Annotated in this window: 13 protein-coding genes; 8 read left to right on the top strand and 5 right to left on the bottom strand. The window is 49.5% G+C overall.

Annotated features, from left to right (window positions below):
- The first annotated feature begins 87 nt into the window (after positions 1 to 87).
- The 3 genes from AB3R30_RS07950 (at position 88) to AB3R30_RS07940 (ending at position 5650) form a co-directional block, all read left to right on the top strand.
- A complete protein-coding gene (locus AB3R30_RS07950; protein WP_458648724.1) occupies positions 88 to 816 on the top strand; it encodes a cation diffusion facilitator family transporter in 729 nt (242 codons plus the stop codon).
- Between the two features lie 525 nt (positions 817 to 1341).
- Positions 1342 to 4203 (top strand): beta strand repeat-containing protein, encoded by a 2862-nt coding sequence (locus AB3R30_RS07945; protein ID WP_458648630.1) that lies wholly within the window; start codon positions 1342 to 1344, stop codon positions 4201 to 4203.
- A gap of 313 nt (positions 4204 to 4516) precedes the next feature.
- Positions 4517 to 5650, top strand: coding sequence for a cob(I)yrinic acid a,c-diamide adenosyltransferase (locus AB3R30_RS07940; RefSeq protein ID WP_458648629.1), 1134 nt, complete (start codon positions 4517 to 4519; stop codon positions 5648 to 5650).
- A gap of 85 nt (positions 5651 to 5735) precedes the next feature.
- On the opposite strand, the gene AB3R30_RS07935 is transcribed toward AB3R30_RS07940, so the two are convergent.
- Entirely contained in the window at positions 5736 to 6296 is a 561-nt protein-coding gene (locus tag AB3R30_RS07935) for a pyridoxamine 5'-phosphate oxidase family protein (RefSeq protein WP_458648628.1), read from the bottom strand.
- A 203-nt stretch (positions 6297 to 6499) separates the two neighbouring features.
- Between AB3R30_RS07935 and AB3R30_RS07930 the strand changes: the two genes are divergently transcribed.
- Both AB3R30_RS07930 and AB3R30_RS07925 read left to right on the top strand, forming a co-directional pair.
- On the top strand, positions 6500 to 6682 hold the full coding sequence (locus AB3R30_RS07930; protein ID WP_458648627.1) for a TLTLP motif-containing protein: 183 nt from the start codon (positions 6500 to 6502) through the stop codon (positions 6680 to 6682).
- Between the two features lie 145 nt (positions 6683 to 6827).
- Positions 6828 to 7469: a DUF3318 domain-containing protein gene (locus AB3R30_RS07925; RefSeq protein WP_458648626.1), complete on the top strand. Its 642-nt coding sequence runs from the start codon at positions 6828 to 6830 to the stop codon at positions 7467 to 7469.
- A 179-nt stretch (positions 7470 to 7648) separates the two neighbouring features.
- On the opposite strand, the gene guaA is transcribed toward AB3R30_RS07925, so the two are convergent.
- Positions 7649 to 9256 carry a glutamine-hydrolyzing GMP synthase gene (guaA, locus tag AB3R30_RS07920; RefSeq protein WP_458648625.1) on the bottom strand — a complete coding sequence of 536 codons (1608 nt, stop codon included), beginning with the start codon at positions 9254 to 9256 and terminating at the stop codon, positions 7649 to 7651.
- Positions 9257 to 9345: 89 nt separating this feature from the next.
- Positions 9346 to 10467: a cobalt-precorrin-5B (C(1))-methyltransferase CbiD gene (gene cbiD / locus AB3R30_RS07915; protein ID WP_458648624.1), complete on the bottom strand. Its 1122-nt coding sequence runs from the start codon at positions 10465 to 10467 to the stop codon at positions 9346 to 9348.
- Between the two features lie 243 nt (positions 10468 to 10710).
- Here cbiD and AB3R30_RS07910 point away from each other — a divergent pair, with 243 nt between their 5' ends.
- The 3 genes from AB3R30_RS07910 to moaA all read left to right on the top strand — a co-directional run bounded on the left by AB3R30_RS07910 (position 10711) and on the right by moaA (position 13937).
- The gene (locus AB3R30_RS07910) at positions 10711 to 11115 is read left to right on the top strand and encodes an STAS domain-containing protein (RefSeq protein ID WP_458648623.1); all 405 of its coding nucleotides are present in this window, start codon (positions 10711 to 10713) and stop codon (positions 11113 to 11115) included.
- Between the two features lie 218 nt (positions 11116 to 11333).
- Entirely contained in the window at positions 11334 to 12890 is a 1557-nt protein-coding gene (locus AB3R30_RS07905; RefSeq protein ID WP_458648622.1) for an MFS transporter, read from the top strand.
- A 60-nt stretch (positions 12891 to 12950) separates the two neighbouring features.
- Positions 12951 to 13937 carry a GTP 3',8-cyclase MoaA gene (moaA, locus tag AB3R30_RS07900; RefSeq protein WP_458648621.1) on the top strand — a complete coding sequence of 329 codons (987 nt, stop codon included), beginning with the start codon at positions 12951 to 12953 and terminating at the stop codon, positions 13935 to 13937.
- Positions 13938 to 14036: 99 nt separating this feature from the next.
- Here moaA and AB3R30_RS07895 read toward each other — a convergent pair whose 3' ends face one another.
- Positions 14037 to 14198, bottom strand: a complete 162-nt coding sequence (locus AB3R30_RS07895; RefSeq protein WP_458648620.1) for a hypothetical protein — start codon at positions 14196 to 14198, stop codon at positions 14037 to 14039.
- Between the two features lie 151 nt (positions 14199 to 14349).
- The gene (locus AB3R30_RS07890) at positions 14350 to 14538 is read right to left on the bottom strand and encodes a hypothetical protein (protein ID WP_458648619.1); all 189 of its coding nucleotides are present in this window, start codon (positions 14536 to 14538) and stop codon (positions 14350 to 14352) included.
- Positions 14539 to 14713: the final 175 nt, after the last annotated feature.

Genomic DNA, 14713 nt, shown 5'->3' with positions numbered 1-14713 from the left:
GTTGCAAGTGATGGGCAATTATAGTAGAAACACTCCGGCGGTTTTTGTATCTATGATTGAAGCCTGTAGTGAGTGTAAAAAGCTTTGGTGTTTGATTCAACGTCTCAAAAACCGCTGCCTAAAGTGCGATCGCTAACAATCGCCTGGAGTCTTGTGGTTTTGACTGCCACTGCCGATATTGCGATCGGTGCCTGGAGCCACAGCCTAGCGCTGATTGCCGACTCTGGACATTTGTTTGCCGATGCCGCCACCTTTGGGCTATCGGTGATTGCAGCTTGGTGGGTAAGCCGCAGGCAAAAAGTCTCTACAGGCACCTCTCGACTAGAAGCGATCGCTGCCTTAGTGAATGGCGTGGGGCTGCTAGGTATTGCACTAGAGTTGCTCTGGTCTGGGCTGCATCGCTTAGGCGGAGCAACTCCAGAGATTTTGAGCGTACCCATGGTGGCAATGGCGGGGATTAGCCTGATTGCCAATGTGATCAATGTGCGATTGCTGCATGGGCACAGTCACCAAGATTTGAACGTGCAGGGCGTATTTTTACATTTGTTAGGAGATTTAGTGAGTTCAATCGGTGTGCTGCTAGCGGCGATCGCGGTTTGGCTGTGGCACTGGACTTGGGCAGACTCCGCCATCAGCCTAGTGGTTGCCATCATCGTTGGAGTGAGTGCGTTTCCCCTAATTCGCCGTAGTCTGCAATTCTTGAGGACAGGAGCCGCGATCGCCGATTTGAGTCAAACGGCTGCGTCCTCCTGCCTTTGCTGTACGCCTGCTGAACTGAAAAAGCTTTTGCAGCCCAAACTGGAAGAACTGATCTAAAAAGATTGCAAATCGCCTTGTCGAATAGCAAGTAGGTATTCACGAATTCGATCGCATCAGCGCCCGATTTGCATCTCTGAAATAGTCTAGTCATTCAAGAACTTGGATGGCTAGTTGGTATTAAGCAAGGATGAGCATCAATCCAAACAATTTACACCGATACATTTACGAGATTTTGAGTTTTCCTACAGCCAAAAGTTCCGGGTAGCTTCCGTAGCGGGGAACACTATACCTCTGTAAAAGTATGGGTGAGAGGATAACTTTGAAACGGTAGAGCCTATCCAAGAAATCTGAAATGTCTAAGTGCCATAGGCTCTGTGATGCTTGCATAAAGGAACTCATAAGATTTCCGAACCTTCCATAAAGTCTCTCCAAGATATTCGGATATCACTGAGAACTCACGGTTAAGGTAGTCGATGGCACACGCGATCGCCCGATTTTGTATTTTATCTTCACCCGTAGTAATTCAAACACTGCCTCAATTCACCCCGTCCACCTCATCCTTAACCTCTGGAGCGTCTATTCATGCCCGTTAACTTCACTGGCTCTTACACCCAAAGCTTTAATAGCTTAGCCAACAGCGGCACCAACAGACCTTGGACGAACGATAACACGATCCTTGGCTGGTCGCTCTTCCGGCAACCTACCTCTGGCACTGCTATCACCACATATTCAGCAGGCAATGGGACTTCTACAACTGGATCTTTTATAAGCTATGGCTCCACTGGCAGCACTGACAGAGCCTTGGGTGGACTTGGCTCCGGCTCTTCTTATTTTGGTTCTCCTGCAAATGGAGCGGTTGCTGGGTGGATTGCTTTTGCGGCTACGAACACCACAGGTGCCACCCTCAACACGGTCAACCTTGCCTTTAACGGCGAACAGTGGCGCAATGGAGGCAACACCACCGCCCAAACAATGGTTCTTCAGTATGGTTTTGGGGCAAGTTTTGCCGCTGTCTCCACCTGGAATACCCCCGGCGGCAACTTTAATTGGGCATCGCCAGTGGCAACGGCAACCGCAGCCGCAGTGAATGGCAATGTTGCTGGTCGCGTTGCCAATCGGGGTGGGATGCTCAATGGTCTCAACTGGGCAAATGGCAATACCCTATGGGTGCGCTGGGTCGAGAACAACGACAATGGCAATGATCATGGGTTGGCGATCGATGACTTTTCCCTATCCCTTCCTCCCACCGTCAACCTTTCAGTTAGCACCACCGCTGGCACGGAAGCAGGCACTACCGTTGTCACCGTCACCGCCACTGCCTCCAGTGCGGTTGTCGGCGCTCAAACCCTCAGTCTGGGAGTTTCCGGCACAGGCATCACCGCTGGCGACTACAGCCTCAGTAGCCCCACCATCACCATTCTCAATGGACAAACCACGGGAACTGCCACTTTCACCGTCGTCGATGATGCCATAGTGGAAGGAACAGAAGCCGCTACGTTGACCATTAGCAATCCCTCTGGTGGCATTGTCCTCGGTAGTACTACCACTCAAGCGATCGCGATTGCCGACAATGACACTGCCGGAGTCACCATTACCCAAAGCGCAGGCAATACCGCGATCGCCGAAGGTGGTATCACCGACACCTATACCGTAGCCCTCACCTCCCAACCCACAGATAATGTCACCATCAATCTGAACCCCGGCACCCAAACCAGCACCAACATCAACACCCTCACCTTCACCGCCGCCAACTGGAATACTGCCCAAACTATCACCGTCACCGCTGTGGATGACAATGTTACTGAAGGCAACCACAGTGGCACCATCACCCACACCACCACCAGCATGGATGCCAACTATAACGGCATTACTGTTGGCTCTGTCATCGCCGCGATCGCCGACAACGACAATCCCCCCACCGATCTGCTGCTCAGCGCTACCACTACCAACGAAAACGTCGCCCCCAATACCCTCATTGGCACCTTCACCACCCTCGACCCCGATGGCGGCAGTTTCACCTATACCTTCGTCTCTGGCAGCGGCAGCACCGACAACAGCGCCTTTACCCTCACAGGCGAACAACTGCGGCTCAATGCCTCCCCCGACTTTGAAACCCAATCCAGCTATAGCATTCGGGTTCGTACCACCGACTTTAGTGGACTGACGTATGACAAAGCATTTTCGATTATCGTCAACAACCTCAACGATGCCCCGATTTTGAACGATACCGTCGTCACTCTCAACAGTGTGCGGAGCAATGCCCCCGCTCCCCTCGGTGCTGTCGGCACCCGCATCACGCAACTGGCAAACCTCATTGGCGGCAGCGGACAAAACAACGTCATCGACCCCGATGCTAGCGCACTCACCGGCATCGCCATCATCGCCACCGACAGCAGCAACGGCACTTGGTTCTACAGTCTCAACAACGGCACCAACTGGACAATCCTCGACGGAGTCTCCAATACCAATGCGCTCCTGCTTGCCGACGATGCCAACACCCGCTTATATTTTCGTCCCAACACGGGCTACACTGGCACCCTCGCCAACGCCATCACCTACCGCGCCTGGGATCAAACCAGCGGCATCAATGGGACAACTGCAGACACCACAACCAACGGCAACGCCACCGCATTCAGTGTGCAGTTTGATAGCGCATCGCTCCAAGTTGACCGCACCGCCACCACCGACTTCACCCAAGATGGCATCACCGACATCCTTTGGCGCAATGGGTTGAATGGGCAAAACCTCGTCTGGGAAATGGATGGCACCACTTACAAAAATGCTACTTTTATCAATAGCGTGGCAGTCAACTCGGGTTGGAATGCTGTGGGAACGGGTGATTTCACGAAAGATGGTAAAACCGACATCCTTTGGCGCAATAGTGGGAGTGGGCAAAACCTCGTCTGGGAAATGGATGGCACCACTTACAAAAATGCCACTTTTATCAATAGCGTGGCAGCGGGGTCAGGGTGGGAGGTGGTGGGAACGGGTGATTTCACGAAAGATGGTAAAACCGACATCCTCTGGCGCAATAGTGGGAGTGGGCAAAACCTTGTCTGGGAGATGGATGGCACCACTTACAAAAATGCTACTTTTATCAATAGCGTGGCAGCGGGGTCAGGGTGGGAGGTGGTGGGAACGGGTGATTTCACGAAAGATGGCAAAACCGACATCCTCTGGCGCAATAGTGGGAGTGGGCAAAACCTCGTCTGGGAAATGGATGGCACCACTTACAAAAATGCCACTTTTATTGAGAGTGTGCCGAATAGTTCGGGGTGGAAGGTTGCTGGGGTGGGTGATTTTACGAAAGATGGCAATGCGGATGTGCTTTGGCACAATAGTTTGGATGGCAGCGTTGGCATCTGGGGCATGAACGGTACGACCTACAATGGCTATATCAATATCGGCAGTGTCTCCCCCTCAAGTGGCTGGAATATTGTTTGAGGAACTACTTTCAATAGTGTCTAGATCTGTTATTGGGACGCGACGTTAATTTTCGACGGAAATACCACGCGATCGCGTCTCTACAAAGCTCTCTACAAAGATTTTAGAGTTGACCAACAATGGTTTCAGACCATCACCATGAATCCGCACAAGAAATTTGTTTGGTAAAGAAAGCTTTTGGAGGTGAGAGATTCAAGCAGTATTTACGAAATTATTCCTAGCAATACGCTACATATAGCGTGGAGTAAGATAGTGCCAATAGTAGCGAAGCGGCGATTCGCTAGGATAGAGCAGCATGGGAACAGTAAAGATCATGACACGAAGCGGGGTTGGCATTCGGACGGCTCAAACGAGATCGGAGCGGTTGACTGGGCAAATCCATGTTTACGACGGGGCTGGAAAAGGCAAATCGCAAGCGGCGCTGGGTGTGGTACTGCGTTCCATTGGGTTAGGCATCCATAGTGATTTACAAACCCGTGTGCTGTTGCTGCGGTTTCTCAAAGGTCCAGGGCGCACCTACGACGAAGATGCGGCGATCGAAGCTTTGCAACGCGGCTTTCCGCACTTAATTGATCAGGTTCGCACCGGACGCGCTGAATATTTTGGAGCCGAGCAAATTACCCGATTCGACAAGTTGGAAGCGCAGCGAGGCTGGGATGTGGCAAAAGGCGCGATCGCGTCCGGGTTATATTCCGTCGTTGTGCTAGACGAGTTGAACCCCGTCCTTGATTTGGGTTTGCTGCCCGTGGATGAAGTGGTCAGCACCCTGCAACGCAAACCCGATCATATGGAAGTGATTGCCACCGGACGCGCCGCCCCCCAACCCTTGCTGGATATTGCCGATCTGCACTCCGAAATGCGCCCTCATTATCACTCCAATGCACAAACCAATGGCATTGAGGGGATTGAAATCTACACGGGTGAAGGAAAAGGGAAGTCTACCAGTGCTTTAGGCAAAGCGCTTCAGGCGATCGGGCGCGGCATTAGTCAGGATAAATCCCATCGGGTACTGATTATGCAGTGGCTCAAAGGCGGCTCAGGCTATACCGAGGATGCCGCGATCGCTGCCCTCCGCCAAAGCTACCCCAACCTAGTAGATCATCAGCGCTGCGGACGCGATGCAATTGTCTGGCGCGGACAGCAGCAAGAATTGGATTATGTGGAAGCTGAACGCGGGTGGGAAATTGCCAGAGCCGCGATCGCCTCTGGGCTTTACAAAACCCTGATTTTGGATGAACTCAATCCCACCGTTGATCTAGAACTGCTGCCCGAAGAACCCATTGTGCAAGCACTACTCCGCAAACCGCGCGATACGGAAATCATCATTACTGGGCGCTGCAAAAACTTACCTGCCTACTTTGACCTAGCAAGCGTTCACTCTGAAATGATCTGCCACAAACACTATGCCGAAAAAGGCATAGACCTAAAGCGAGGCGTAGACTTTTAAGGTGGATTTCATGAAGATCCATACGATGCAGGAAGGCGACTGAAGCAGTAGAATAATTGTGGCTAATCCTCTTCCATCTCCCCGATTAACCCATGCCTTGCTTGGCAAGAGGAGTAGGCAGTCCATCTACGCTGACAACGTTTTTTTGCTGGCGATAGTCTTGTAACCCAGCGTCTCCCTTCTTCGCTGCCCAATCTACCAACTGCGATCGCTGATCTTGCAGTTCATATAGCGGCACACCCAAACCACAGGACGTTTGCACCCGGTCAATCTCTGCCACAATAATTTGGCGCGCTCCAGGCAGAGGAGAAAACAGCGAGTAGAGCGCCTGCCAATCGGAGGTATGCGGCAGCACGACAGCCCCTTGACCATAGAGCCGCAGAATCAGAGGCGGTTCCTGAAAAGCGCAAAACATCAGCGTAATTCGTCCGTTTTCTAGCAGATGTGCCGATGTTTCGTTGCCGCTCCCCGTCAAATCGAGATAGGCGACTCGATTAGGCGACAAGACCCGCAAGCTATCCAATCCTTTTGGCGACACATTGACATGTCCAGCGGAATTCAGCGGAGCCGTTGCCACAAAAAAGAGAGGCTGCTGACGAATAAAGTTCTGCAACTCATCGGAAATGCGATCATACACTTTTGCCATAGCTGTCCAGGTTTGATTAAAAAACAGTAAAAATCCGAGGTGCAGAGTTACATTTTTATCATTAGGTCAGTAAACCTATCACATTGAGATTAGTGACCAAGAGAGACACTTCTAACATCTCTCGTTAAGATGGGATGTGACGGGAACGTTACATCCCACCGTTAGCTAGTCCTTTACTTCAAGATTTCACTCAAACATCATTTATGGATATTGGCAGTCGTTCTAATCATGCATCTCAACAGTCTAATCATCGAGTCGCAAATGTCGTAGGAACCCTGATTGCTGTCTTGACGTTGATATTACCCGCTTTTGTGATTCTCTACTATTCTCAGACCAATTCTGAAGTCCCTTCAAGTTACAACTATGCGCTAACGCGATTCCCGTAGGGATCTTTTCACGAATCGCCAACTTTTTAGCGTCTTCCTCAGAGTTTGTTAATCAAAAATTATTTTACATCCCCAAATTGGCACCAAGATCGCTATGATCCTAGAGATAAAGTTGTATTGATTTTGGAAGTATTTTAAGTTGTCCATGGCATCTTATGCATCCTCTACGGCAAGAGCCGAAATGAGCGAATTGCGACGACTGCGAGGTCTGCTGCCTCCAGAGTTGCAAAGTTGGGTTTCAGTGGAAGCGACGACTGCTGTCAACCCCACGCTGATTCTCTCTGAAGAGATCGGCAAGGATGAGGTTGAAGTTCAGATTGATATGGTGAAGTGGGAGCAGTTGGCAACCGATCAGCGCAACCTGTTGTTTTGGCATGAGGTTGGGCGCATTCAAAATGACACCATTCCACGGGACGGGTGGGAAATGGCAGCGCTGGCGATCGGCTTAGGCGGCGCGGTGGGTGAGCTATGGGTGCAAGATGGGCTGCTCTTAGTGCTGGCTTTGTCACTTTGCGGAGTGTCTGGCTGGCGACTTTGGCAAAAGAATAATAATGAAAAGACCTTGCAAGAGCTAACGGATGCAGATGAGCGCGCGATCGCCCTTGCAACTCGGTTTGGCTATACGCTACCCAATGCTTACAAAAGTTTGGGAAGTGCCCTTAAAGTTCTCATCGAGCAATCGCCAAAAAAGAAGCTCCGATCAAAGTATGAAGCGCGGCTCAATGCTTTAAAGAAAAGCGCCGCAAAAGCTAAGTCAAAGATAAAAGAGACCGAAGAAGTCCTTTAAGAAAAGCGTCTTTTATCACTTTTTTCAACTTGGATGCCAGAAACATTGGGTCAGTTTTCCCTTTGCTTCTGGCTTTCTCTTTCCCCATACTAATACAGGGGTTTTCCACAGACAAACAGCACATTATGCGAGTTTTCCACAGATTATTTTGAGTTTTCCACAGTCGCCTGCGGAAAAACTCACTCCCACTCAATGGTTCCGGGTGGCTTAGATGTGATGTCATATACCACTCGATTGACTCCTTTTACCTCATTCACGATTCGGTTAGAGATAGTTTCCAACAAATCGTAGGGTGCCCGTGACCAATCTGCCGTCATGCCATCTTCACTGCTGACAAACCGCAACACAATTGGATAAGCATAGGTGCGCTGATCGCCCATGACTCCCACACTCCGAATCGGCAACAGGACGGCAAATGCCTGCCAAAAATCGTTGTAAACTCCGTTGCGGTTAATTTCTTGTCGCACAATCAGATCCGCATCTCGCAGAATATCTAAGCGCTCTTCCGTTACTTCGCCCAAAATACGAATGGCTAAACCGGGACCAGGAAACGGATGACGTTTGATAATTTCGTCTGGCAAGCCAATCGAAGTTCCTACTCGGCGAACTTCGTCTTTAAACAATTTTCGTAGGGGTTCCACTAGCTTAAAGCGCAGATCTTTCGGCAATCCGCCCACATTGTGATGACTTTTAATTTTCACAGCAACTCGATCGCCCGTTTTGGGATCAACATTGGTATCTGCCGATTCAATCACATCCGGGTAAAGGGTGCCCTGCGCTAAATAGTCAAACGGTCCGAGTCGCTTAGATTCTTCTTCAAAAACGCTAATAAACTCGTGACCAATGCGTTTGCGTTTTTCCTCAGGATCAGTCACCCCCGCGATCGCTGCCAAAAAGCGATCGCGAGCATTCACATATTGCACCGGGATATGAAACTGCTCATGGAACAACTTAATCAAGCGTTCTGGCTCCAGTTTTCGCATAAAGCCCTGGTCAATAAACATGCAGGTAAGCTTATCACCGATCGCCTGATGCAGTAAAAATGCCAGAGTGGATGAATCAACCCCACCCGATAGCGCTAGCAAGACGCGCTTATCGCCTACCTTTGCTCGAATTTCTCGCGTTGCTTGCTCGACAAATGCGGCAGTCGTCCAAGTGGGTTCACAATTGCAAATGTGGTAAACAAAATTGCGAATAAGTGCCTGTCCCCCGATCGAATGCACGACTTCTGGATGAAACTGCACCCCATAGAGTTTCTTTTCATGATGGGCGATCGCGGCAGAAGGCGTATTATCCGTATGTGCCAAAACCTCGAATCCATCTGGCAAATGGGTCACCGAATCGCCGTGGCTCATCCACATGGTCGTGCCATCATTCACATTAGTCAACAGGTCGGTTGGGTCATCAATCACCAAAGACGCTTTGCCATATTCGCCCCGTTCTGACTGTTCCACCCCGCCGCCCAACTGCTGCACCATCAACTGCATCCCGTAACAAACGCCCAAAATAGGGATGCCTAAGCTCCAAATTTTGGGATCACAGTGGGGCGCGCGATCGCCATACACAGAACTGGGTCCACCCGATAAAATGATGCCCTTCGGTGCAATCTCCTGAATTTGTTCGGCAGTTGTGCGATAGGACAACACTTCAGAATAGACTTGGGTTTCGCGGATACGCCGAGCAATCAACTCAGAATATTGAGAGCCAAAATCTAAAATAACAATGATTTGGCGATCAAGCTTCTCTACCGATTCAGCTTGTTCTTGTTGAGTTTGTAGAGTCACCATAATTCTGACTTGAGTGAATGTGAGCAAAAATTAATTTAAAGGTCTATCTAAAAGTAGCTTTACAAATATTAAAAGTTAATCCTTTTATTCTAACCCGACTCAATCAATCGTTTAAGTAAACCTGCTCCTGTTTTGCTAGCCACAATAATGTTTCGGTGCCGATCGAACAAAACGCTGCCAACCGTAAGCGCACGATCGCTGTGGGCATGAATGTAGATCTGCGATCGATGATCGATCGCTTCAGCCAGTTCACCATAGACCTGTTCTGTCCAGGTCGTGCCGCTGTTGGCATCCAGATTTCTTAAATACTTCAACCCATCCTCGGCAGTCGGCACTGCAAAAATAATGGGCAAGTCGGCAGTAGGCACCCCCACTTTTGCACAGTGCGCGGTCAAAATTTCCATGCGTCCATCGGCAACATAATGATGAGTATGAAAAATTCCGCCAGCGAGTTTCAACAGTTTTCCGTGATAGCCAAACAAAAGAATCGATTGCACCCCCTGAAGCGCCGCCTCCACCAGCATCGGTCCCAACCAGTTTGCAGTCTTGACTAATCGGTTTGGTTCAACTCCAAGCTGTTGTGCCAAATCCAGACCGTTTTCGCCAATACAAAATATCAGTTCATTAAACTGAGTTTGCTTTTGCTTGAGATCTGCCCGATAGAGTTCCAATTGCCCTGGAGCGCTGAGGGGTTGGGAAATACCGCTCGTTCCCAACAGCGACAATCCTTCAACCACGCCAAATGCTTCATTGGAAGTGCGTTTTGCCAATTGTCTACCTTCCGGCAAAATCACGGTGACTCTGAGCTTTTTTCCGGGTGGCAGCAAAGGCAATAGATTTTCTAGCAGCAACCGTTTTGCATAGGCATAAAAAGCAGCCTGTCCATCGGCAAGCCGTCCAACGCCTTCTCCACCTTGCAACGCGATCGCGTCGGTTTGTTCAGCGGTGCCCCATTCTACCAGTGCCCAAATGGGGGTATTGCGGGTCAGATCCAAGTTATCGCCCGGATCGCTGCGAGTGATTGCCAGAGAAACTCCCGGCTGTAAGCAGACCGCTTGCTCGATCGCAATTTCTACTCGTTCATCCGGTTCAACTAGATTGAGAAAAACCGACAGAACCGGATTAGGATCTTGCAATTTTTGTAAAGCCGCGATCGCCGCAGCACAAGCAAAAACCGGCAGCGTATATCCAGCGCGAGGGGGAGTAAGCATAAAAACAATGGATAGGGGTGATAGGTGATCTAGATCCTAGAAAAGGGTGATAAGCAACACGCGATCTCAGGACGTAAAACACTTTTTATGATGACCAGCGACACCCGTTGAACTGACGAAAGACACAAAAAGGTGTGACCCAGCGATCGGCTTTTTCCATGCAATTATCTCACTCTAGAAGGGTGAGAACTTCTCCTTTCCACTGTCTATCGTCACCCGCGCAACTGTTTTAATTAGGTTCCTATGGAAAGCACTCTTCATCGCCCTGAAATCCCCTTTGAAATTGACCCGCCCAATTCCTTCAATCCACAAACTATTGTGCTTCAGCCCAATAATGACCTATCTTCTTCTAGCAACAGCTTTCAACAATCCTTGGAAGAAGCGCTAGATTTAGCTGGAGAACGTGTGATTGTAGACTTCCTGTGGGGGGATGTCACCGACTCTCAAGGAGTAGAAGCATTAGTGGCAGGGCTGGAAAAAGCAACCCTTTTAGGAAAATCTCTGTCTTTTCAGTCGATGAATCCTCAAACTCGCACCTTGGTAGAAGCAGAATGGGATCGCCAGCGTCACCTGCGATTTGGTGCTTGGGATGATGTTTTTGAATTGGAGCTAGAACGGTTTTTAGATGCAATCCATCACGACCCTTAGACAACTCAAATAGAGGATGCGACAGATCTAAGGTTGAGACCATGACTGAGTAAAGCTTCTACAGTTCAAACTATCTCCTAGGTCAACGCTACGCGAGCAAAACTCAAGGTATTACGTCTCTTCACAAAAGCTCTTTCTGAAGTAGCAAGGAAACAGGCTGAATGTTATCTAGTATGAAAACGTGATCTGAGCAGCAATCCCCAAGGCGGTAATTGGAAATGGTGGAGCCAGGAATTCCCTTATGCATTGGCGATTCTCCAGCTACGGTTAATTCAGATTTAGTAGGGACACTGGATAAAAAAGAGACGGTTGATCAGGTACTTAGTCTCACGATTCCCATTTCTAAAGACCAAGTTCGGACTAGCTTGCAAGCTTCTACGCTTGATGGCATCTTTGCCACGATCTTCTCCAATGCAACGGGCGGGGTTTTGCTTAGCAGTTTTTTGGTCGGGCTAAATGCTAGCCCTAGCCAAATTGGATTGCTGTCATCAATCCCCATGCTGGCAAATTTGATGCAGCCTTTGGGGGCGCTGTGGAGCGATCGCACCTCTAGCTATCACTGGTATTGCTTTTGGATCTATGTGCCGTCGCGGTTATTGTGGCTCATTTTGGCAGCCGCCATCTTTTGGGCTGGACAGTGGACTGAGCAAACCTGGGTAAACTTGACCCTGGGAATTGTGGGATTAACCTACTTTTGGGGAGCATTAGGCAGTGCTTCTTGGCTGAGTTGGATTGCAACCTTGGTGCCATCTCGGCTACGTGGGCGCTATTTTGGCACTCGTGCTAGTGCGATTAGCTTAATGAACTTATTATCGATTCCTGCTTTAGGCTGGATTGTATCCGCATGGGGCGGTGGGGCACAACAAGGCTATGGCGTGGTTCTGCTGCTTGGAGTCGTTGCCGGACTGATTAGTTTGGGGTTTCAATTTTGGATGGCAGATGTTCACCCCGGCGATCGCCAGATTGTTGAGGTAACAGAAATAGAACCCGTCCTGGTGTCTACCAGCAATCCACAGGACTCAGCATCGCAACCGTTGCCCACATTAAACTCCCCATCACGTTTGCAACGGCAAGATACCAACTTCCTATTATTTCTACTGTATTTTGCCCTATGGATGTTTGCAGTGAATTTGAGCGCCCCATTTTTTAATGTGTATTTGCTAGATACCTTGGCGATCGATTTACGCTGGGTCACCAGCTACACAAGCTTGCAGGCAGGTGCCCATTTAATTATGTTGGTCGTGTGGGGAAAATTGGCAGATCGGATTGGCAATCGCCCCATTTTGCTGATCGATGGCATTTTGGTGGCGTTGTTTCCGTTGTTATGGCTGATTACGGGCGCAAATGAGGTTTCTCTATGGGTCTGGTTTCCACTGTTGCACCTATTGGCAGGCGGCAGTTGGGCAGCGATCGACCTATGCACCAATAATTTACAGCTAGGAGTTGCGCCCTTACGCCACCAACCCCTTTATTTTGCAGTTGCAGCCGCGATCGCCGGAATCAGCGGTGCTTTAGGTACTTCAGTCGGGGGCTTCCTCGCAGAATTTACTGACTATGGCGGTATTCCTGGATTGTTTGCTCTATCCGCGATCGCCCGTCTGCTTGCCCTCATTCCACTTATATTTGTCAAGGAACAAGGGCACTCTTTACAGCAAACCTTGCAAAAATTGCTGTTGTCTCGCTCACCTCACTTATCTAAAACCCGCCATTCACCGACGATAGAACCCGTCAATTCCTTGTCAGATACCGCGATTACAGTTGAAATCAACCAATAGGAACGCCTATTATCTCAGCAACTCAGATCAGCAACTCAGAGAATCCGGCACAATGAAAGTATGAATGCAATTGATTATCTTCGGATTAGCTTAGTCGATCGCTGTAACTTCCGCTGTCAATACTGTATGCCGGAAGGTGCTGACCTCAGCTATGTGTTGCAGCAAGATTTGATCACCCACGATGAGCTATTGACGCTGCTTCAGGAAGTATTTATCCCGATCGGGTTTACTCGATTTCGGCTAACGGGGGGCGAACCGCTGATTCGCCCTGATGTGGTGGAGATTGTGAGGGCGATCGCCACCCTGCCCGAAACTCAAGATCTGTCTATGACCACCAACGCATTTTACTTGGAAAAATTGGCGCAGCCGCTCTATGAAGCAGGCTTGCGGCGCATCAACATTAGCCTCGATTCGCTAAAACCAGACGTGTTTGATCAGATTATTGGCAATCGAGGACGCACTCGCTGGCAGTCAGTCTGGAATGGGATTCAAGCCGCCCATCAGGTGGGGTTCAATCCACTCAAGCTAAACGTTGTCGTGATTCCCGGTGTGAATGACTCGGAAATTCTAGACTTGGCTGCACTGAGCCTCGATCGCGAGTGGCATATCCGCTTTATTGAATTCATGCCGATCGGCAATGGCGATTTGTTTAGCGATCGCGGTTGGGTCGCTTCCGAAGATCTGCGTCGCCAAATTTGCGATCGCTGGGGCTTAACTGAGGGTCAGGTGCGCGGCAATGGACCTGCGGACATCTTCCAAATCCCTGGCGCAAAAGGCACTTTGGGCTTTATCAGTCAAATGTCAGAATGCTTTTGCGATCGCTGTAACCGGATGCGCCTGTCTGCGGATGGCTGGCTGCGTCCCTGCCTGCTGAACGAAACCGGACAGATTGACTTGAAAGGAGGATTGAGATCGGGCGTTCCCCTCTCAGATCTTCGCTGTCAAGTGCGCGAACTGGTTTTCCTCAAACCCGAAATCAACTACAAAGAACGCGATTCTGGCACCACTGGACGCTATGCCCGCACCATGTCTCAAATTGGCGGATAAAATGAAGATCCTATTTACGGATATGCGATCGCGCCCATACCCGACGCAGATTTTCCCTCAACCCTAGCTTTAGTAACGCTCCCAATCACCCGCCGTAAATCAATTTCTGAGATAAAGCCCTGGCTGAGCAATTCTTGAGAGTCTTTGGGCATCTCGATTCCGCAAGACGATGAGTGGCGCACCTGCTTTCATGCGATCGCCCGCCTGGACAAATATCTGCTCAACGGTGACATCCTCTTGACGGGTTGGTTGATAAGTCATTTGAATCAGCCTCTGAGCCTACCTTTGGCTTCATGTCAACACCCTGCTCAAAACTGAACTGCCATCACTCCAAGCAAACAACAAAGAAACCAGGTTTCTGGATGTAACTTGGATTGCTCAAACGATATATTTTCGTTGAGAAACTCGGTTTCTAATGCCCGATCGCAGTATCAGGAAACGTGCGCTTAAATTCGTCAATCAAGTCATCCACTTCCTCGATCGCTTGATTCACATCAATTCTCAAAGTACCTAAGTTGGGTTGCTCCAAGAGTTTCACTAAAAACTCACGCTTGCTTTCAATCTGAGTAATTTGCTCTCGCATCGCTTGCGGATCTAACATTAGCCTTCCTTTTCCTCTTTAATATCAACTGATCATAAAAGCCTATTCTACGGTAGGAGCAGTATTAGGAATGGTGAGATACGAGGAAAAGTTTTGAATTTTGAGTTTTGAATTCAACCTTCGCCATTCGTCACTAGTCATTCCATTCGCCACTCGTCATTCGCTCTGCCTTCTG

This window comes from Sivoneniella epilithica UHCC 1019 (genome assembly GCF_040830845.1).
GTDB lineage: Bacteria > Cyanobacteriota > Cyanobacteriia > Leptolyngbyales > Leptolyngbyaceae > ULC077BIN1.
The sequence above is the reverse complement of the archived record's forward strand: the minus strand, read 5'-3'. Positions and strand labels throughout refer to the sequence as shown.